Annotated in this window: 18 protein-coding genes and 1 pseudogene; 10 read left to right on the top strand and 9 right to left on the bottom strand. The window is 63.2% G+C overall.

From position 1 onward, the window contains the following. Positions 1-60: 60 nt before the first annotated feature. From E8E78_RS13395 to yjiA, 3 genes are all read left to right on the top strand, one after another. A complete protein-coding gene (locus E8E78_RS13395) occupies positions 61-2,127 on the top strand; it encodes a carbon starvation CstA family protein (RefSeq protein ID WP_016497932.1) in 2,067 nt (688 codons plus the stop codon). Positions 2,128-2,144: 17 nt separating this feature from the next. Then, on the top strand, positions 2,145-2,342 hold the full coding sequence (locus tag E8E78_RS13400) for a YbdD/YjiX family protein (protein ID WP_003251633.1): 198 nt from the start codon (positions 2,145-2,147) through the stop codon (positions 2,340-2,342). 144 nt (positions 2,343-2,486) lie between these two features. Then, on the top strand, positions 2,487-3,464 hold the full coding sequence (yjiA, locus tag E8E78_RS13405; RefSeq protein ID WP_049275842.1) for a GTPase: 978 nt from the start codon (positions 2,487-2,489) through the stop codon (positions 3,462-3,464). Here the strand turns inward: yjiA and E8E78_RS13410 are convergent. Continuing rightward, complete coding sequence (locus E8E78_RS13410) at positions 3,424-4,911, bottom strand: methylenetetrahydrofolate reductase C-terminal domain-containing protein (RefSeq protein ID WP_061202767.1); 1,488 nt, start codon at positions 4,909-4,911, stop codon at positions 3,424-3,426. The genes yjiA and E8E78_RS13410 overlap by 41 nt on opposite strands. 208 nt (positions 4,912-5,119) lie before the next feature. Between E8E78_RS13410 and E8E78_RS13415 the strand changes: the two are divergent. After that, positions 5,120-5,896: pseudogene (locus E8E78_RS13415) on the top strand (5-methyltetrahydropteroyltriglutamate--homocysteine methyltransferase); the annotation flags it as partial. Between the two features lie 290 nt (positions 5,897-6,186). Continuing rightward, the gene (locus E8E78_RS13420) at positions 6,187-6,906 is read left to right on the top strand and encodes an SDR family NAD(P)-dependent oxidoreductase (protein ID WP_280313146.1); all 720 of its coding nucleotides are present in this window, start codon (positions 6,187-6,189) and stop codon (positions 6,904-6,906) included. Between the two features lie 146 nt (positions 6,907-7,052). On the opposite strand, the gene E8E78_RS13425 is transcribed toward E8E78_RS13420, so the two are convergent. Then, positions 7,053-8,231 (bottom strand): acetyl-CoA C-acetyltransferase, encoded by a 1,179-nt coding sequence (locus E8E78_RS13425; RefSeq protein WP_061202805.1) that lies wholly within the window; start codon positions 8,229-8,231, stop codon positions 7,053-7,055. A gap of 175 nt (positions 8,232-8,406) precedes the next feature. On the opposite strand from E8E78_RS13425, the gene E8E78_RS13430 reads away from it, so the two are divergent. Together E8E78_RS13430 and E8E78_RS13435 are read left to right on the top strand one after the other, a co-directional pair. Then, entirely contained in the window at positions 8,407-8,673 is a 267-nt protein-coding gene (locus E8E78_RS13430) for a PepSY domain-containing protein (protein WP_016489091.1), read from the top strand. Beyond that, positions 8,670-9,203 (top strand): cytochrome b/b6 domain-containing protein, encoded by a 534-nt coding sequence (locus E8E78_RS13435; protein WP_049278183.1) that lies wholly within the window; start codon positions 8,670-8,672, stop codon positions 9,201-9,203. The genes E8E78_RS13430 and E8E78_RS13435 overlap by 4 nt, the downstream gene beginning before the upstream one ends. A gap of 124 nt (positions 9,204-9,327) precedes the next feature. Here the strand turns inward: E8E78_RS13435 and E8E78_RS13440 are convergent, their stop codons facing one another. The 4 genes from E8E78_RS13440 to E8E78_RS13455 are packed head-to-tail and all read right to left on the bottom strand — an operon-like array spanning position 9,328 to position 13,462. Continuing rightward, on the bottom strand, positions 9,328-10,437 hold the full coding sequence (locus E8E78_RS13440) for an agmatine deiminase family protein (protein ID WP_274137669.1): 1,110 nt from the start codon (positions 10,435-10,437) through the stop codon (positions 9,328-9,330). A 3-nt stretch (positions 10,438-10,440) separates the two neighbouring features. Then, a complete protein-coding gene (locus E8E78_RS13445) occupies positions 10,441-11,526 on the bottom strand; it encodes an extracellular solute-binding protein (RefSeq protein WP_049275452.1) in 1,086 nt (361 codons plus the stop codon). A 2-nt stretch (positions 11,527-11,528) separates the two neighbouring features. Further along, entirely contained in the window at positions 11,529-12,425 is an 897-nt protein-coding gene (gene aguB, locus E8E78_RS13450) for an N-carbamoylputrescine amidase (protein WP_049275451.1), read from the bottom strand. After that, a complete protein-coding gene (locus E8E78_RS13455; protein WP_049275450.1) occupies positions 12,422-13,462 on the bottom strand; it encodes an agmatine deiminase family protein in 1,041 nt (346 codons plus the stop codon). Before E8E78_RS13455 ends, aguB begins: the two co-directional genes overlap by 4 nt. Before the next feature lie 135 nt (positions 13,463-13,597). Between E8E78_RS13455 and E8E78_RS13460 the strand changes: the two genes are divergently transcribed. The 3 genes from E8E78_RS13460 (at position 13,598) to E8E78_RS13470 (ending at position 16,976) form a co-directional block, all read left to right on the top strand. Next, positions 13,598-14,452 (top strand): LysR substrate-binding domain-containing protein, encoded by an 855-nt coding sequence (locus E8E78_RS13460; RefSeq protein WP_049275449.1) that lies wholly within the window; start codon positions 13,598-13,600, stop codon positions 14,450-14,452. Between the two features lie 248 nt (positions 14,453-14,700). Further along, a complete protein-coding gene (gene fabV, locus E8E78_RS13465) occupies positions 14,701-15,912 on the top strand; it encodes an enoyl-ACP reductase FabV (RefSeq protein ID WP_059395192.1) in 1,212 nt (403 codons plus the stop codon). Between the two features lie 161 nt (positions 15,913-16,073). After that, positions 16,074-16,976, top strand: a complete 903-nt coding sequence (locus E8E78_RS13470) for an alpha/beta fold hydrolase (protein ID WP_059395191.1) — start codon at positions 16,074-16,076, stop codon at positions 16,974-16,976. Between the two features lie 41 nt (positions 16,977-17,017). On the opposite strand, the gene E8E78_RS13475 is transcribed toward E8E78_RS13470, so the two are convergent. The 3 genes from E8E78_RS13475 to folM are packed head-to-tail and all read right to left on the bottom strand — an operon-like array spanning position 17,018 to position 18,350. Beyond that, entirely contained in the window at positions 17,018-17,359 is a 342-nt protein-coding gene (locus E8E78_RS13475) for a HopJ type III effector protein (protein ID WP_061202761.1), read from the bottom strand. Continuing rightward, positions 17,352-17,648: a DUF1244 domain-containing protein gene (locus E8E78_RS13480; protein ID WP_003260708.1), complete on the bottom strand. Its 297-nt coding sequence runs from the start codon at positions 17,646-17,648 to the stop codon at positions 17,352-17,354. The genes E8E78_RS13475 and E8E78_RS13480 overlap by 8 nt, the downstream gene beginning before the upstream one ends. Positions 17,649-17,657: 9 nt before the next feature. Beyond that, positions 17,658-18,350 (bottom strand): dihydromonapterin reductase, encoded by a 693-nt coding sequence (folM, locus tag E8E78_RS13485; protein WP_059395190.1) that lies wholly within the window; start codon positions 18,348-18,350, stop codon positions 17,658-17,660. Positions 18,351-18,383 lie beyond the last annotated feature (33 nt).

Consider the following 18,383-nt stretch of genomic DNA (forward strand, 5'->3'; position numbering starts at 1 on the left):
GCCTTGACTCGCCCTAGACTCGGTGGGCGGTCTTTCCAATCCACCAGCTGGAAGCTAACCATGAACAACAATAATAGCCTGCTACGCCACATTCCGTGGCTGGCGCTGGCAGTCATAGGGGCCTGCGCGCTGGGTGTGGTCGCCCTGCGTCGCGGTGAGGCAATCAACGCCTTGTGGATCGTGGTCGCGGCGGTGGCCATCTACCTGGTTGCCTACCGTTACTACAGCCTGTTCATCGCCACCAAGGTGATGCAACTGGACCCGCGCCGCGCCACCCCGGCGGTGCTCAACAACGACGGCCTGGACTACGTCCCGACCAACAAACATATCCTCTTCGGTCACCACTTCGCTGCCATCGCCGGCGCAGGCCCCCTGGTCGGCCCGGTGCTCGCCGCGCAAATGGGCTACCTGCCCGGCACGCTGTGGCTGATCGCCGGCGTGGTGCTGGCCGGTGCGGTGCAGGACTTCATGGTCCTGTTCATGTCCACCCGCCGCAACGGCCGTTCGCTCGGCGACATGGTGCGCGAGGAGATGGGCCGCATTCCGGGCACCATTGCCCTGTTCGGCTGCTTCCTGATCATGATCATCATCCTTGCGGTGCTGGCGCTGATCGTGGTCAAGGCCCTGGCCGAGAGCCCGTGGGGCATGTTCACGGTGATGGCGACCATCCCGATCGCGATGTTCATGGGCATCTACATGCGCTACATCCGCCCGGGCCGCATTGGCGAGATCTCGGTGGTTGGCGTGGTATTGCTGCTGGCCTCGATCTGGCTGGGCGGCGTGATCGCTGCGGATCCGGTCTGGGGCCCGGCGTTCACCTTCACCGGCGTGCAGATCACCTGGATGCTGGTGGGCTACGGCTTCGTCGCCGCGGTGCTGCCGGTGTGGCTGGTGCTGGCGCCGCGTGACTACCTGTCGACCTTCCTCAAGATCGGCACCATCGTTGGCCTGGCCATCGGTATCCTGATCATTGCGCCCGAGCTGAAAATGCCGGCGCTGACCCAGTTCACCGACGGCACAGGCCCGGTGTGGAAGGGCACCCTGTTCCCGTTCCTGTTCATCACCATTGCCTGTGGTGCGGTGTCCGGCTTCCATGCGCTGATCTCTTCGGGCACCACGCCCAAGCTGCTGGACAACGAAACCAACGCCCGCTACATCGGCTACGGCGGCATGCTGATGGAGTCGTTCGTGGCCATCATGGCCATGGTCGCTGCTTCGGTGATCGAGCCGGGCGTGTACTTCGCCATGAACAGCCCGGCCGCCGTGGTGGGCGCAGACGTTGCGTCGGTGGCGCAGACGGTCAGCAGCTGGGGCTTCCTGATTACCCCTGAGCAGCTTGAAGCCGTCGCCCGTGACATTGGTGAGCACACCATCCTGGCCCGTGCCGGCGGTGCGCCAACCCTGGCAGTCGGTATCGCGCAGATCCTGCACCAGGTGTTGCCAGGTGAAAACACCATGGCCTTCTGGTACCACTTCGCGATCCTGTTCGAGGCACTGTTCATCCTCACCGCAGTCGACGCCGGTACCCGTGCCGGGCGCTTCATGCTGCAAGACCTGCTGGGCAGCTTCGTACCGGCACTCAAACGTACCGAATCGTGGGGGGCCAACCTGCTCGCCACCGCTGGCTGCGTGGCAATGTGGGGCTATCTGCTGTACCAGGGCGTGATCGACCCGCTGGGTGGCATCAACACCCTTTGGCCGCTGTTTGGCATCTCCAACCAGATGCTCGCCGGTATCGCCTTGATGCTCGGTACTGTGGTGCTGATCAAGATGAAGCGTCAACGCTACATCTGGGTCACCCTGCTGCCGGCCGTCTGGCTGCTGATCTGCACCACTGCTGCAGGGCTGATCAAGCTGTTCGACCCGAACCCGGCCGTTGGCTTCCTGGCCCTGGCCAAGAAGTACAGCACTGCGCTGGACGCCGGCCAGGTCCTGGCCCCGGCCAAGGACATCGGGCAGATGCAGCACGTTATCTTCAACGCCTACACCAACGCGGGCCTGACGATTCTGTTCCTGCTGGTGGTTTTCAGCATCCTGTTCTTCGCCCTCAAGGTCGGCTACGGCGCCTGGGGCCGCAAGGAGCGCAGCGACAAGGAAACCCCGTTCCAGGCCCTGCCTGACGCGTAATCGAGAGGACTGCAGTTATGTTCAACGACTTGGGTCGACTGGGGAAATACCTGGGGCAGGCAGCCCGCCTGATGGTCGGCATGCCCGACTACGACAACTATGTCGAACACATGCAGAAGACGCATCCGGACAAGCCGGTGATGAGCTACGAGGCGTTCTTCCGCGAACGCCAGGAAGCCCGTTACGGCGGCAAGTCCGGGCCCAAATGCTGTTGAACCCTAAGCGTTGACCTGTCCGGCCTCATCGCCGGCAAGCCAGCTCCCACAAGTGCTCCATAGGCCACCAGTCTGTGCAGTACCTGTGGGAGCTGGCTTGCCGGCGATGGGGCCACTGTTTTTTCCGCACAGGAGATGTTTTGCGTGCAGACGCCTATTCCCGTAACCGTACTCACAGGCTTCCTCGGCGCTGGCAAGACCACCTTGCTCAAGCACATGCTCAAGGCCGAGCACGGCCTGAAGATTGCCGTGATCGAAAACGAATTCAGCGAGGCCGGCATCGACAGCCAGTTGCTGGGCGACGAGCCGGTGCAGGTGATGACCCTGGCCAATGGCTGCGTGTGCTGCAGCATCCATGGTGACCTCACCCGCGCCTTGTACCTGCTTCTTGAGCGCCTTGACGCAGGCGAGATCGCCTTTGACCGGCTGGTAATCGAATGCACCGGCCTGGCCGACCCGGCGCCGGTGGCGCAAACCTTTTTCATCGACGAGGACTTGCGTGAGCGCTACATCCTCGACGGCATCATCACCCTGGTCGACGCTGTTCATGCCGAACTGCACCTGACCCAGACCATCGCTCAGGCCCAAGTCGGCTTTGCCGATCGCCTGCTGCTGAGCAAGACCGATCTGGTCGAGCCGGCTACGGTAGAAGCCCTTTGCGAACGCTTGGCCCGCATCAATGGCCGGGCTGCAATCCGTGTGGTCGAGCACGGCCGTATCGACCTGGCGGAGCTACTGGATGTGCGTGGTTTCAACCTCAACCCTGACCTGGGCGCGAACCTGAAACCGATGCTTCGCCCGGTGCTCAAGCCCGCCACCCCCGACCGTATCTCCACCATGGTGCTGCGCACGGAAACCGCGCTGGACATCGACCGCCTCAGCGGCTTCATGAATGAGCTGCTGGAAACCCACGGCAAACAGCTGCTGCGCTACAAGGGCGTGCTGAACATTGCCGGTGAAGACCGCAAGCTGGTGTTTCAGGGCGTGCTCAAGCTTTACGGTTTCGACTGGGATGCAGAATGGGCCGAGGGTGAAGCCCGCGAGAGTGTAATGGTGTTCATCGCCGATGAACTGCCCGAGGCTACGATTCGGGCTGGCTTCGAGGCGCTGGCTGCGGGCTGAGCCGGCGCGGCGTTGCGGCCTGGAACCACTGCGGCCATGAGCTGCGGTGGCGGGTTTCCACCTCGATGCACGGGATCAGGCGTTCGGTCAGCACCGCCGTTTGCCGCACTGCCTTTGCCGTGCGGTATTTGACGCTGTGGATGCACTCGCGGTCGCCGAATTCGCAGCGGTTCAGCGCGGTACCGCCGCAGGGGCCATTGGCCAGGCCTTTGGGGCAGGTTTCCGGGCAGACGTACAGGGTGTCTTCCAGGCGGCAGCGGCCGCAGGTATCGCAACCCACCAGCGGCCGTTTCACCGCACGTTCCACCTTATGCAGCACTTGTGCGCCAAGGTGCGTAGCCCACAGCGGCCGGCGTACCGCCCAGCCAAATGCCTTGCTCAGGCTGTTGCGGCGGCTGAACAGCAGTGAATGCATGCCGTGCATCAGGTGATAGCGTGCTTTCTCTTTGAACGAGGCATCGACCCGCGACTCGCCCTGGCGCCAGGCCGCTTGTGGCGGGTGGAATATCACTGCCGGCAGCCCGGGCATCTGCCAACTGGCCTGCCAGGCGGGCGCCCACTGCTCCAGCGTGTGGACCTGGTTTTGCCAGTGCTCGATACGGCCTTCAAGGGCAAGCAGTTGTTTCAGTTCGTGAACCCCTGACAGGTGCACACCGGCGTAGCCCATCAGTTTCACGCCAATGATCTGCAACGCCAGGCGGTCGACGCTGCGTGCCTGGGCAAAGGCCTTGGACTGCGCGGTCTCCGCTTCGAGCATGCCACGCATGGACGGTGTGACAGTGACCCCGGCCACGTGGTCGAGCATTGCCGCGCGCCCGTGGGTGAGGCTCATCAGGCAGGCCAGCATCGGCTTGGGCGTGGGCTGGCGACGCATCCAGTGCATGGCTTCCTGATGCTTGGCGGCATCGAAACCCAGTTGCAGGGTGAGGAAGTCGGCGCCTGCTGCGAGTTTTTTCTCGGCCTTGAAATACTGGGCGCCGCCTTCTTCCTCACAGTACTTGAACGGGTTCAGTGCAGCGCCCAGCAGCCAGTGCGGGCAAGCCTGGCGGGCAATCAGCAGGGCGGCGACCGATTCCAGGTAGCGCACCGGGCGCTGGCCGGGCTCGTGGCCGGGCAGGCGGTCGCCCGTCAGCAGCAACAGCTGGTCGAGGCCCGCGGCGTCCATGCGCTGCAGTTGGGCAAGGAGGTGGTGACGCTCGCGGTCCTTGCCGGAAAAATGCGGCAGGGCAGGTACCGGGTTGCTGAACGAGGCGAGGGCGTCCAGCGGCGACATGTCCAGCGGGCTGCCGACGCGATCGCCGATGGCCACGGTCATTGGCCAGCCGCACAGGTGCGCGCGGGCCATGATCGCTTCCATGGCGGCGAAGCGTTCTGCAGAAGGCTTGGGGACGAACTCCATGACGCAGACGAAGTTCTGTTCGCGCAGCGCGGTTTTCAGCAGGCTCATGTGGCCGGGCACCTGGTGTGGTCAGGGTGGCATTGTGCGGCAGAAGGCGGGCGGGGTCATGTCCGGATGCGCAGGGTGGTGCTCTGAATGAGACATCATCATGATCATGAAAAAATCTTGGGTTCATCTCAAATTTAATGAGTTTGTCTCAAACCGGTCTCAACCGGACAATCGCCTCATTCATTTATGCAGGCTGAAGGGACAAGACATGGCACTGGCACACAACTTGGGCTTTCCACGCATCGACCACGACAGCGAGCTGCGTGCCCGCCACTGGCAGGTGCAGAGAGAGGCCGGCATCGAACTGCTGCCAGTGGGCGACTTTGCCTGGTTTGACCAATCGTTCGACCTGAGCTGGGCGCAACTTTTCGACGAAGTGGCACAGGCCAAGGCCTTGGGTCATGCGGTCAAGCCAGTGGTGATCGGCCCATTGACCTATCTGTGGCAGGGCGAAACCAACGACGGCATCGACACGCTGGAGCGCCTCGAACGCCTGCTGCCGCTGTATGACCAGCATCTCAACCGCCTGGCTACCCTGGGTGTCGAGTGGGTGCAGATCGATGAGCCGATTCTCGCCGAAGACCTTCCGCAGGACTGGAAAAACGCTTTCGAGCGCGTCTATAACATCCTTCAGCGCGCGCCATTGAAGAAACTGATTGCCACCTACTCGGGTGGCCTTGGCGGCAACCTCGGCCTGGCCGCGAACCTGCCGGTCGACGGCCTGCACATCGACCTGGTGCAGGCACCCGACCAGTACGTGACCATTCTCGACCGCCTGCCGGCCTACAAAGTGCTGTCACTGGGCCTGGTCGACGGCGGCAACGCCGCGCCTTGCGACCTGGGCGAGACCCTGGACCTGCTGCACGATGCCCATGAGCGCCTGGGAGAGCGGCTGTGGCTGGCGCCATCTTGCGCGCTGTTTAGCTGCCCGCTGGACCTGGCTCTGCAGAAGTGCCATGAAGTCGCGATGCTGGCTGCTGCGCTGGAACAGAACCGGGCTGCGGCTTGATCATCGGCTGCCTGTGCCGGCCTCTTCGCGGGTAAACCCGCTCCCACAGGTACAGTGCAAACCTTGAGATTCCTGCGGTCTCTGGCTCCCACAGGTACAGTGCAAACCTTGAAATTCCTGCGGTCTCTGGCTCCCACAGGTACAGCACAAACCTTGAAACAAATGCGGCCCCTGTGGGAGCGGGTTCACCCGCGAAGAGGCCGGCACAGGCACTGCAAAACTCCCTAGAATGCCGACTCTGGTTCAAATCGACAGGGAGTGATGCGATGCGAGTTCTGGTAGTCGGCGCCAGCAAGGGCCTGGGCATGGCGTTCATGCAAGGGCTGGGCAAACCGGGCGATACGTTGATTGGGGTGTCGCGCACCCGGCCAGCGGCAGTGGACGTGGGCAAGGATGTCCAGGCCCAGTGGATCGAAGCCGACCTCGGCGAGCCGTCCACCGCCGTAGAGACAATTTTCCGGGCCCTGGCCGAGGGTGGTGTGGATACGCTGATCTATAACCTCGGCCTGTGGGAGGCCGAAGCCTTCGAGGCCCACTACAGCTTCCTTGATGACCATGATGCGCAGCTGCAGCGCATGGTCGACTGCAACATCACCGCGACCATCCTGCTGATCAAGCGCCTGCTGCCGCTGCTGCTCAAAAGCGAAAAACCACGGATCATTCTCACCGGTTCAACCTCGGGCCTGCCCCAGAGTGGTCGCCCGGAAGTGACCTTCGCTGCCTCGAAATTCGCCCTGCGCGGCATTGCCGAAGCGTTGCGCGAAGGCTATCGGGAGCAGGGCCTTGGGGTGACTTGCCTGAACCTGGGGTACCTGAATACCGAAGACAGCCTGGACGTGCCGGTGGCCGAGGCTGCGACGCGTGGGGAGGGGGGGCTGATACCGCTGCACGATGTGGTGCTGATGGTGCGTACGCTACTGGAGCTTTCGGCGGCCAGTTATGTTCGGGAGCTGACCTTGCCGGCTATTGCTGATGAGCGGTTCTGAAGGCTGAGTTGGCCACGTAGACAGGCCCGGCCCTATCGCCGGCAAGCCAGCTCCCACATATACTGCACAAACTCTGAAATGTGTGCGGTCCCTGTGGGAGCTGGCTTGCCGGCGATAGGGCCGGGCCTGCTTGCATCAATCCTGACTCAGCGCTCGATCGCCAGCGCGACCCCTTGCCCGCCACCAATGCACAAGGTGGCCAAGCCCTTCTTCACATCCCGCTTGATCATCTCGTGCAGCAAGGTCACCAGCACCCGGCACCCGGAAGCGCCAATCGGGTGGCCCAGGGCAATGGCCCCGCCATTCACGTTGACCCGCGCAGCATCCCATTCCAGCACCTTGCCCACTGCCAGCGCCTGTGCGGCAAAGGCTTCGTTGGCTTCGATCAGGTCCAGTTCGGCCAGTTGCCAACCGGCCTTGTCCAGGCAACGCTGAGTCGCTGAAACCGGGCCGATGCCCATGATTGCCGGGTCTACCCCTGCACTGGCATAGGCGGCGATCTTCGCCAGTACTGGCAAGCCCAGGGCCTTGGCCTTGGCGGCACTCATCAGCAGCACGGCAGCGGCGCCGTCATTCAGGCTGGAGGCGTTGCCAGCGGTAACGCTGCCATCCTTCTTGAACGCAGGACGCAGTTTGGCCAGGGAGTCAGCGGAGGTGTCCGGGCGTGGCTGTTCGTCCTGGGCGAACACTTTGGGCTCACCCTTTTTCTGTGGCAGCACGATTGGGGTGATCTCATCAAGGAAGCGGCCGGCCTCGATGGCCGCCACGGCCTTGCGTTGCGATTCGGCGGCAAAAGCGTCCTGCTGCTCACGGCTGAGGCCGTACTTGTCCACAAGGTTCTCGGCGGTGATGCCCATGTGATAGTCGTTGAAGGCATCCCACAGGCCATCGGTGATCATGCTGTCGATCAGCTGGCCATGGCCCATGCGCTGCCCAGTGCGGGCCGAAGGCATCACATAGGGGGCCAGGCTCATGTTCTCCTGGCCACCGGCAATCACCACCTCGGCATCACCGCAACGAATGGCCTGGGCGGCCAGGTGCAAGGCCTTGAGGCCCGAGCCGCAGACTTTGTTCAGGGTCAGCGCCGGTACGCTGTAGGGCAAGCCGGCCTTGATCGCGGCCTGGCGTGCCGGGTTCTGCCCGGCGCCGGCGGTGAGCACCTGGCCGAGGATCACTTCGTCCACCTGCGCCGGGTCCAGCCCGGTCTGCTCCAGCAGGCGCTTGATCACGGCGGCACCGAGGTCGACCGCAGGTACCGTGGCCAGGGCGCCCTGGAAGCTGCCGATGGCGGTGCGGGTCGCGGCGACGATGACCACGTCGTTCATGTTGTTGTTCTCCGTGCGATGGGCGTAATGCCCAAGCATCGGTGGCTTTGGCTCATTTGTTAAGTTTGTTTTTCTTTCGGATTGATGTGAAAAATAAATCAATGGGCGCTCGGCGTTCTATCCAACTAAGCTGAATTCCGTGCTGTTTTCACTCAACTGAATGGAGCCCATACCCATGCGCACCCTCATCGCCTTGATGCTACTGATCGGCAGCAGCACAGCATTCGCCGCCACCCAATGCACCACCGCAGACAAAAGCACCTGGCAAGACCAGGAAAAGTTCCAGGCCCAGCTCAAGGAGCAGGGTTACAAGATCAACAAGTTCAAGGTTACCAAGGGCAACTGCTACGAGATCTATGGTCTCGACAAGGATGGCCGCAAGGTCGAGATCTACCATGACCCGGTGAGCGGCAAGGCGGTCAAGTCCGAGTACCACGATTGAACAGCGACGCCACTGTGCAGCTGTGGGACCCGCTCCTGCGGCTGTGCCATCTCTCCATCGCCGGTGTGTTCTTCGCCGACTATTTTTTCAACGAAGAAGGGGACGACTGGCACCAGTGGCTCGGTTACTACGCACTGGCCTGTGTCGTGGTGCGCGTGGTCTGGGGCTTTGTCGGGCCACCCAGTGCGCGCTGGGCCGATTTCTGGCCAACCCCGGCGCGCCTGGCAGGGCATGCCCGTGCGCTGCTGCGCGGCGAGCCTTGTCATCGCCTGGGGCATTCGCCGATTGGCGCGTTGGTGATGCTGTTGATGCTGACCGGTATCGCAGGGCTGGTCCTGACCGGCTGGGCGTCCCAGGAGGTGGATGCGCTGTGGGGCGCCGATTGGCCGACCGACCTGCACAGCTGGTTGGCCGATGCGGTGTTGGCGTTGGTGTGTGTGCATGTGCTGGCGGCCATCTACGAGAGTGTGCGCCTGCGCGAGAACCTGCCGTTGTCGATGATCACCGGGCGTCGACGGCGCCGGGATTGAATTTAACTGTGCCGGCCTCTTCGCGGCTAAAGCCGCTCCCACAGGTACTACACAGCCCTTGAGAGCGGCGGGGTCCTTGTGGGAGCGGCTTTAGCCGCGAAGAGGCCAGGTCAGGCAACACAACTCAAACAGCCGGACACTGATGGGTCACACAGTGAATCCCGCCACCCCCGGCGGCAATGGCATCAATATCCAGCTGCACGATATCGCGCCCCGGGTATAACGCCGCCAGCAACGCCCGAGCCTCTTCATCCGCCTGCGCATCACCAAACTGCGGCGCGATGATCGCGCCATTGATCACGAAGTAATTGACGTATCCGGCCGCAAAGTCTTCATTGCCCTTGCTGAACCTGTTACGCCGCCCGCGCTGTGGCGGTGACACGACATGAATCTGCAACGTCCGGCCTTCTGCATCGGTGGCGCGCTTGAGAATCTCAAGATGCTTGCGCGTCACGCCGTGGTCATACGATTCCGCGTCGTTGTCCAGGTTGGCAATCACCACCCCCGGCCGCACGAAGCGGGCATAGAAATCCACATGCCCGTCAGTGATGTCCTCACCGGCGATGCCCGGCAGCCAGATAACCTTGCTCAACCCCAAGCGCTCCTTGAGCTCGGCCTCGACCTCGGCCTTGCTCCAGCCGTTGTTGCGGTTGGCATTGACCCAGCTGCTTTCGGTCATGATGCCGGTGCCATGGCCATCCACTTCGATGGCACCTCCTTCGCCGACCAACTCGCTGCGCTGATAGCGCGCGCCGGCGAGTGTGGCGATCCGCTTGGCCAGCTGTGCATCGTTGCGGTGGCGCTGCTTGTTGCCCCAGCCGTTGAAGTTGAAATCCACCGCGCCCAGCGCGCCGTCGTCATCGAGGACGAAGTTGGCGCCGATGTCGCGCATCCAGATGTCGTCCAGTTCGCACTCGACAAAGCTTGTGCGCGGGCTGGCGCAGTGCTGCTCGGCCAGCTTTCGTTCGCTTGCCCGGCAGAACACGGTGACCGGCTGATAACGCGCGATGGCCTGGGCGATGCGGCCCAGGGCTGCTTGCACATCGGCGGTGAAGTCTTCCCAGATGACATCCTGGGCGCCGAAGGCGATGAAGGCGCGCTGCTGCGTTTCCCCCTCGTCAGGCATGAGCCAGCGCCCGGGCTCGTCGGCGCGAGTCAGGCCCAGGGGCAAGCCAAGGCCGGTGCCGAGGCCGGCCGCCAGTGACAGTTGCAGGAAGGTTCTACGGCTTGGCATGGCTCAGTCCTGTGCAGTCTTGAAGCGTGTCCACACGCGCATGCGTGCCCGCATGTCAGCCTGTGGGATATCGCGGCCCGGTATTAGTCGGGCATAGGTTGCTTCGTCGAGGTAGATATCGGGGTTGTCGCGCATGCGTGGGTCCACCGCCTGGCGCGCCTTGGCGCTGGCAGTGGGGTAACCGGTGAAGTTGCTGATGGCAGCCATGTTCGCCGGGCGCATGACGAAGTTGATGAAACGATAGGCGTATTCCGGGTGCCTGGCATCGGCCGGGATGGCCATGGTGTCCATCCACACCGTGGTGCCTTGGCGGGGCAAGCGGTACTGGAAGTCCAGGTGCTTGCCTGCGGCCTCGGCCGTGCGCTGGGCCTGGATCACGTCGCCGCTGTAGCCCAGGGACACGCACAGGTTTTCGTTGACCAGTTCGGTCACCGGCTGCGACTGGAACTTGCGCACATACGGGCGTATGGCCTTGAGCAGCTCGCTGGCGGCGGCCAAGTCTTCACGCTTGGCGCTGCGTGGCTCGCGCCCCAGGTAGTTGAGGACCACCGCCAACACTTCGTCGGGCGAGTCGATGACCGAGATACCGCAGTCGGCGAACTTGGCCGCCAGCTCCGGCTTGAACAGCAGGTCGAGGTCGTCCAGCGGCGCATCGGGCATGCGCTGGCGGACTTTCTCGGCATTCACCGTCAGGCCGATGGTGCCCCAGGTGTAGGGGACGGTCGCCTGGCTGGCCTTGGGGTACCGGGCATGCAGCTGGCGCAGGCCAGGGTCGATGTCGTCCAGTGCCTCAAGGCGACTGTGGTCCAGTGGCTGCAGGCTGCCGGCGCGCATCAGCCGCTCGGCAACGGTGTCACCGGGGAACACCAGGTCGTAGCCACTGCGCCCGGACATCAGCTTGGCTTCGAGTACTTCACTGCCGTCCATGACGTCGTAGATGACCTGGATGCCGGTTTCGGCCGTGAACTGCTTCAGGGTGTCCTCGGCAAAATAGTCGGCCCAGTTGTACAGGCGCAAAACGGCCTGTTCGGCCTGGGCCTGGCTGGCGCAAATGGCCAGCGCCAATGCGGCTAGAACGTGGTGTTTCATGCTCAGGCCCTCAGGGTATGTGGATGCTTGCCGTCCAGAGTCAGCAGTGGGGCGTACATTTCCGGGCGACGATCGCGGTAGATGCCCCAGCTCAGGCGGTCATCGCGCATGCGTGCCAGGTCCAGGTCGTGCAGCCAGATGCCGCCGTTGTCACGGTCGGCCTCGGCGAGCATGGCGCCCTTGTGGTCGCAGATGAACGACGAACCATAGAAGCGCATGCTCAACGAAGCGTCGCTGGCGGCGACTTCATCGCCTACGCGATTGGCCGCCACCACCGGCAACAGGTTGGCGGCGGCGTGGCCGCGCATTGCCACCTGCCAATGGTCGCGTGAGTCCAGTTCGGCGCAGCCGGGCTCGGAGCCGATGGCGGTGGGGAACAACAGCACTTCAGCGCCCATCAGTGCCAGGCAGCGAGCGGTTTCGGGGAACCACTGATCCCAGCAGATACCAATACCCAGGCGGCCAAAGGCGGTATCCCAGACCTTGAAGCCGGTGTCGCCAGGGCTGAAGTACTCCTTCTCCTGGTAGCCGATAGCGTTGGGGATGTGGGTTTTGCGGTACACCCCGAGCAGGCGGCCGTCGGCATCGGCCACGGTCAGCGAGTTGAAGAAGGCATTGCCGGCGCGCTCGTACCAGCTCAGCGGGAGCACCACGCCCAGCTCGCCGGCCAGCGCAGCGAAGCGCTGCAGGATCGGGCTGTCGGGGTAGGGCTGGGCGAGGGCATGGTGCTGGTGGTCCTGTTCGATGCAGAAGTACGGGGTAGCGAACAGCTCTTGCAGCAGGATCACCTGGGCGCCTTTGGCAGCGGCCTGGCGCACCAGCTGTTCGGCGCGGTCGAGGTTGTCGGGCAGGTTCCAGCTGCACGGCATCTGGGTGGTGGCAACCCGTAGCAGGCTCATGGCTGCACCTCCGGCTGCTGCTGGGTGATGCAGTGGATGCCGCCACCGCCGTGGGCTATGTGGTCGATGCGCACGGGTACGATCTGCCGGCCCGGGAAGGCGTGGGCCAGTTGTGCAGCGGCCTCCTGGTCGGCGGCAATACCGTAGGCCGGCATGATGATCGCGCCGTTGGCGATGTAGAAGTTGGTGTAGGACGCACAGAACACCTCGGCGTTATGGTCGACCGCGGCGGTGGCCTCGTACAGGTCCAGCAGTTCGAAGTGGCGGCCTTGGGCGTCGGTGGCCAGTTCCAGGGCGCGGCGGTTTTCCCGCACCACGTCGGCGTACACCGAGCCTTGCTCATGGGTGGCGTCGACCAGCAGTACGCCTGGCCGAGCGAAGGCACACACGCCGTCGACGTGGCCGTCGGTCATGTCGCCGGTGACGTATTGCGGGTCACCCGGCAGCCAGATGGTCTTGCGGATGCCCAGGTGGCGGGCAAAGCAGGCTTCGAACTCGGCCTTGCTCACGCCAGGGTTGCGGTTGGGGTTAAGCAGCACCGACTCGGTGGTGATCAGCGTGCCTTCACCATCGACATGAATCGCGCCACCCTCGTTGCACAGCGACGTGCTAAAACCGTCGAGGCCTAGCTGGTCGAGGATGCGCCGGCCCAGGCTGCGGTCCAGGCTGTGTTGCGACTTGTCGCCCCAGGCATTGAAGCGCCAGCTCAGGCCGGCCAGGCCATGCTGCGGGTGGCAGACGAAACTCGGGCCGCTGTCACGGCACCAGCTGTCGTCCACTGCCAGTTCGATCAGCTCGATGTTGGCACCGCAGAGCGCGCGGGCGCTGGCCACGGCAGACGGGTCGACCACCATTTTCACCGGCTCGAAACGGGCGATGGCCGCTGCGACCCGGGCGTAGTCCTGCTGTACATCGGCCAGGCGCACGTTCCAGCCGCTTTCCCACAGGGCCTGATTGTGTGGCCAGACCATCCAGGTTGCCGCGTGGCGTGCCCATTCGGCGGGCATGCGCCAGCCGCTGTCGAGGGACAGGTGCATAGTGAACTCCGATCTATTAAGGATTTTTATCAACGAAGCCCGCCGTCGCGGGTGTTGGTGTTCATGCTATGGCTAGGCCTGGCCGGCGACAAACGATAGATTTAGCGCACATCTGATCAGCAGGGCTTATCAATCATGCTTAAACACTGGCCACCCCTTAATGCCCTGCGCGGTTTCGAGGCTGCGGCGCGGCTGGGCAGCTTCCACAAGGCAGCCGAGGCGCTGAACCTGACGCAGTCGGCCATCAGCCAGCAGATCCGCAGCCTGGAAACCTACCTGGAGCAGCCGCTGTTCCATCGCAGCGGGCGTAGCGTGAGCCTGACCGACGCCGGGCATGACCTGCTCAGCACCACGCAATCGCTGTTGCAGCACCTGGCCGTGGGCATTCGCCGGCTTGACCAGTACCGCAAGCCCAACCAACTGGTGGTCAACACCACCCCGGCATTTGCCAGGCACTGGCTGTTGCCGCGGCTGGCCGACTTTCACCAGCGTTGCCCCGAAGTGGACTTGTGGCTGTTCACCAGCTTCGAGGTGCCGGATATGGTCACCGAGACCATCGACCTGGCCATCCGCGATGACCTTAGCGCCCAGGCCGAGTGCAGCTTCAGCGTGCTGCATCAGGACCAGCTGTACCCGGCCTGCCATCCTTCACTGGCCGTTTCGGCTGTGCGCACTACCTTGCATGGCGAGCGGGAGATGGACTGGAGCCATTGGCAGCTGGAGGGTGGCGAGAACGTGGGGCAGCAGGGCAAGGGGCTGAATTTTTCCGATCCCGGGCTGTTGCTGGATGCGGCGAGCGAGGGGCTGGGGGTGGCACTGGTCAGCCAGTTGCTGGCGCGGCGGGCGATGGAGGAGGGGCGCCTGCAGGCGTTGTCGGCGCAGCGGGTGCGGGGGCCGGCGTGGGCTTGCCTGGTGCATCGGGATAGTCAGGATGACCCGCTTGCCAAGCGGTTTCTGGAGTGGTTGAAAGGTGCTTTGGCCTCAGAGTGATGTTGGCATTACTGGCCCTATCGCCGGCAAGCCAGCTCCCACAGGTACCCCACAGGGCGGAAAGTTTGCGCAGTCCTTGGGAGCTGGCTTGCCAGCGATAGGGCCGGTACAGGTAAACCCCGGTTTTGCATCCCCATGATCACCCCGTAATATGTGTCGGATAACCTGCGGGGGTAGTCTCACCCTCTGATCAATCGGAATCGCCCCAAGCGGCGTTTCCCCGGCATAAACCTGACGAGGTACAGACATTGGCCATCATTCATCCTAAGGTTCGCGGTTTCATCTGCACCACGACTCACCCGAAGGGCTGCGAGTTCAACGTCCGTGACCAGATCGAAGCCACCCGCAAGCTGGGCGTGCGCGAGGATGGCCCGAAGAAGGTCCTGGTCATCGGTGCTTCCAGTGGCTACGGCCTGGCAGCGCGTATCACCGCAGCGTTCGGTTTCAAGGCCGACACCCTGGGCGTGTTCTTCGAAAAACCAGGCACCGAAACCAAGGCCGGCACTGCTGGCTGGTACAACTCCGCTGCCTTCGACAAGTTTGCCAAGGCCGAGGGCCTGTACAGCAAGTCGATCAACGGTGACGCCTTCTCCGACGAGGCCCGTGCCAAGGTCATCGAGCTGATCAAGAACGAGATGGGTGGCAAGGTCGACCTGGTCATCTACTCGCTGGCCTCGCCTGTGCGCAAACTGCCGCAGACCGGTGAAGTCATCCGCTCGGCCCTGAAGCCGATCGGCGAGCCTTACAAGTCGACCGCCATCGACACCAACAAGGACACCATCATCGAGGCCAGCATCGAGCCGGCCACCGAGCAGGAAATTGCCGACACCGTGACCGTCATGGGCGGCCAGGACTGGCAGCTGTGGATCGACGCCCTGGCAGGCGCCAACGTGCTGGCCGAAGGCGCTCGCACCGTGGCCTTCAGCTACATCGGCAGCGACATCACCTGGCCGATCTACTGGCACGGTGCACTGGGCCAGGCCAAGCAGGACCTGGACGAAACTGCCCTGCGCCTGGACCAGAAGCTGGCCGGCGAAGTGAAAGGCGGCGCCAACGTAGCCGTGCTGAAGTCGGTGGTTACCCAGGCCAGCTCGGCCATTCCGGTTATGCCGCTGTACCTGTCGATGGTCTTCAAGATCATGCAGGAGAAAGGCGTTCACGAAGGCACCCAGGACCAACTGGACCGCATGTACCGCGACCGCCTGTATCGCGCCGATGGTGCGCCGGCCGAAGTCGACGAGAAGGGCCGTCTGCGCCTGGACGACTGGGAACTGCGCGACGACGTGCAGAACGAGTGCAAGGCCCTGTGGCCAAAAGTGACCACCGAGAACCTGTTCGCCCTGACCGACTATGCCGGTTACAAGAAGCAGTTCCTCAACCTGTTCGGATTCGAGCGCGCTGACGTCAACTATGACGACGACGTGGCCACCGATGTGAAGTTCGACTGCATCGAGCTGTAAGCCGAACCGGGCTGGCCCTATCGCCGGCAAGCCAGCTCCCACAGGTACACCACAAGCCTCATGGCCTGTGAAACCTTGTGGGAGCTGGCTTGCCGGCGATAAGGCCAGCACAGGTTCAAGATTTTTTGCTAGTTTTGGCGCACAACAACAGGGAATGCGCCATGAGCAGCCTCACCCAACCCGCCACCCCATTTAGCCAGGCCACAACCGACGGCTACAGCCTCGGCGGCTTTATCTGGCGCCACGCCCAGCCTGACCCCCAGCGCCCGCTGGTGATCATCAACGCTGCCACTTCGGTACGTTGCCGCTATTACTCCCGTTTTGCCGACTACCTGTTTGCCCAAGGCTGCGATGTGCTGACCTACGACTACCGTGGCATCGGTGAATCCCGCCCGGCTTCGTTGCGTGGCTTCCAGGCATCGTGGAGCGACTGGGGCCGTCTGGATTTCGAAGCGATGTTGGCGCATGCGGCCGCGCATTTCCCCGGTCAGCCAATAGACGTGGTGGGGCACAGTTTTGGCGGTTGCGCAGTCGGCCTGGCACCATCGGCCGGCCAGATACGCAGGGTAGTGATGGTAGGCGCACAGTTTGCCTACTGGCGCGATTATGCGGCTGATCAACGCTGGCGGCTGTTCGGCAAATGGCATGTGGTGATGCCTTTGCTTACCCGCGCTTTGGGCTACTTCCCCGGCAAGCGTCTGGGCTGGATGGAAGACACCCCGGCAGGGGTGGTGGATGACTGGACCACCCGTACGCCACGCTATGAGCACCGGCCAAGTGGGCGCCGGCTGGAGAGGGTACCGTTTGCACACGTCCAGGCAGCGACGCTGGCCATCAGCTTGACCGATGACCCGTTTGGCACTGTGGCGGCGACCGAGCGGTTGCTGAGTTATCTACAGGGTGCCCGGCACCTGCGTATCGCGCCTGTGGATATCTCGGTCGAGGAGATTGGCCATTTCGCGTTTTTCCATGACCGGTTTCGCGAGAGCCTGTGGCCGGTGGCCTTGCAGTGGTTGCAACGAGGAGCGCTGGACCACGGGGTACCCGGCACCCTCATGGATTGAGGGGGGCAGGATTTTGGGGCCGCAAAGCGGCCCCAACTATCTCAAGCCTTGCGCGACAATGGCTGCCCGGCAAATTTCACACCGGCCAAACCATGCTCGATCAGCGCACGGATATTGCCATGGTCGCTGCCCTCAGGCGTGGCCACCACATCACGGTAGTGCTCGCCAAAGGCCAGCAGCGCTTCCTGGTCGCTCAGCCCTTCCAGCAAAGCCAGGCCCAAGGTCTTGCACGACCCTTCGTTCTGCCCGGCCGCGTTCTCCACGCCGCCGTTGTTGAAGGCCTGCGGCTGGTAGCTGTAGTTGTCGGCAATGAACGCCAGGGTATCGGCAAATACATGGTGGCCGCTGGCCAGGCTGGCGCGCAGGGTGTTCAGATCAGTCACGAGGTTTTCCTTTTTCGAACGCCGCCTGTTGGTCGGCGCTGGCTTCTTTCTGGTATTGGGCTTTCCACTCGGCGTAGGGCATGCCATATACCGCTTCGCGGGCGTCGTCCAGGCTCAGGTCGAGCTGGCGCTCGTCGGCCGCAGCTTTGTACCACTTGGACAGGCAGTTGCGGCAGAAACCGGACAGGTTCATCAGGTCGATGTTCTGTACATCGGTGCGCTTTTGCAGGTGTTCGACCAGGCGCCGGAACGCGGCGGCTTCGAGTTCGAGCTGTTGCTGTGGGGTCATGGGCTTCTCTCAGGTCATGCGGTTCTTCAAGTGGCGGCCACCATTGATGACCACCTGGCTACCGGTGCTGTACTGGCTGGCGAGCAGGTATTTGACTGTCTCGATCAGTGGGCCGGCGCCGGGTTCGAACTCCAGCAGGGCCTTTTTCAAGGTTTGCTGGCGGTAGGCTTCGTCGCCCCCTTCCTTGAGGATCAGCAGCCCGGGCAGGATACCGTTCACATGCACCGTGGGCGCATATTTTTCAGCGAATGACAGCACCATGTTCTGCAGCGCAGCCTTGGTGGCGGCGTAGCCAATGTGGCTTTTGCTGCCGCGAGAAGAGGTTTCGTCGCAGATGTGGATGATGTCGGCCTTTTCCACTTTGGCAAGCAAGTCGCCCAGGGCCAGGTTGAGGTGGTAGGGCGCTTCGACGTGCAGGCGGAACATGGTATCGAGGTTGTCGAGCCCGTCATCGAGCCACAGCGAGGCGTTGTGGATGATGGCGCGCAGGCCGTCGTAATGGCTGTGCAGGTGATCGATCAGGGCCTGGCGGTCGGCCGCCAGGCACAGGTCGGCCTGAAACTGCACGATGTTCGGGTGGGCCGTGTGTGGCTGGACGCTGCGGCTGGCACTGACCACCGTATGGCCGGCCTGTGCCAGTTCAAGGGCCAGGGCCAGCCCGACGCGCTGGCTGGCTCCGGTAACGAGAATGGGGCTGTTCATTTCGGGGCGGTCAACTTGTCTGTCCTTTGGTTG

Origin of the sequence: Pseudomonas sp. BN505 (assembly GCF_029873175.1) — a bacterium.
Classification (GTDB): Bacteria; Pseudomonadota; Gammaproteobacteria; order Pseudomonadales; family Pseudomonadaceae; genus Aquipseudomonas; species Aquipseudomonas putida.

Excerpts from the sequence above, each read along its gene's own strand:
- E8E78_RS13445 (WP_049275452.1), bottom strand. The coding sequence starts at position 11,526 with ATGAAACACCACGTTCTAGCCGCATTGGCGCTGGCCATTTGCGCCAGC.
- aguB (WP_049275451.1), bottom strand. The coding sequence starts at position 12,425 with ATGAGCCTGCTACGGGTTGCCACCACCCAGATGCCGTGCAGCTGGAAC.
- E8E78_RS13420 (WP_280313146.1), top strand. The coding sequence starts at position 6,187 with ATGCGAGTTCTGGTAGTCGGCGCCAGCAAGGGCCTGGGCATGGCGTTC.
- E8E78_RS13470 (WP_059395191.1), top strand. The coding sequence starts at position 16,074 with ATGAGCAGCCTCACCCAACCCGCCACCCCATTTAGCCAGGCCACAACC.
- E8E78_RS13480 (WP_003260708.1), bottom strand. The coding sequence starts at position 17,648 with ATGACCCCACAGCAACAGCTCGAACTCGAAGCCGCCGCGTTCCGGCGC.
- E8E78_RS13430 (WP_016489091.1), top strand. The coding sequence starts at position 8,407 with ATGCGCACCCTCATCGCCTTGATGCTACTGATCGGCAGCAGCACAGCA.
- E8E78_RS13400 (WP_003251633.1), top strand. The coding sequence starts at position 2,145 with ATGTTCAACGACTTGGGTCGACTGGGGAAATACCTGGGGCAGGCAGCC.
- folM (WP_059395190.1), bottom strand. The coding sequence starts at position 18,350 with ATGAACAGCCCCATTCTCGTTACCGGAGCCAGCCAGCGCGTCGGGCTG.
- E8E78_RS13460 (WP_049275449.1), top strand. The coding sequence starts at position 13,598 with ATGCTTAAACACTGGCCACCCCTTAATGCCCTGCGCGGTTTCGAGGCT.
- E8E78_RS13410 (WP_061202767.1), bottom strand. The coding sequence starts at position 4,911 with ATGAGCCTGCTGAAAACCGCGCTGCGCGAACAGAACTTCGTCTGCGTC.
- E8E78_RS13440 (WP_274137669.1), bottom strand. The coding sequence starts at position 10,437 with ATGCCAAGCCGTAGAACCTTCCTGCAACTGTCACTGGCGGCCGGCCTC.
- E8E78_RS13395 (WP_016497932.1), top strand. The coding sequence starts at position 61 with ATGAACAACAATAATAGCCTGCTACGCCACATTCCGTGGCTGGCGCTG.
- E8E78_RS13455 (WP_049275450.1), bottom strand. The coding sequence starts at position 13,462 with ATGCACCTGTCCCTCGACAGCGGCTGGCGCATGCCCGCCGAATGGGCA.
- E8E78_RS13425 (WP_061202805.1), bottom strand. The coding sequence starts at position 8,231 with ATGAACGACGTGGTCATCGTCGCCGCGACCCGCACCGCCATCGGCAGC.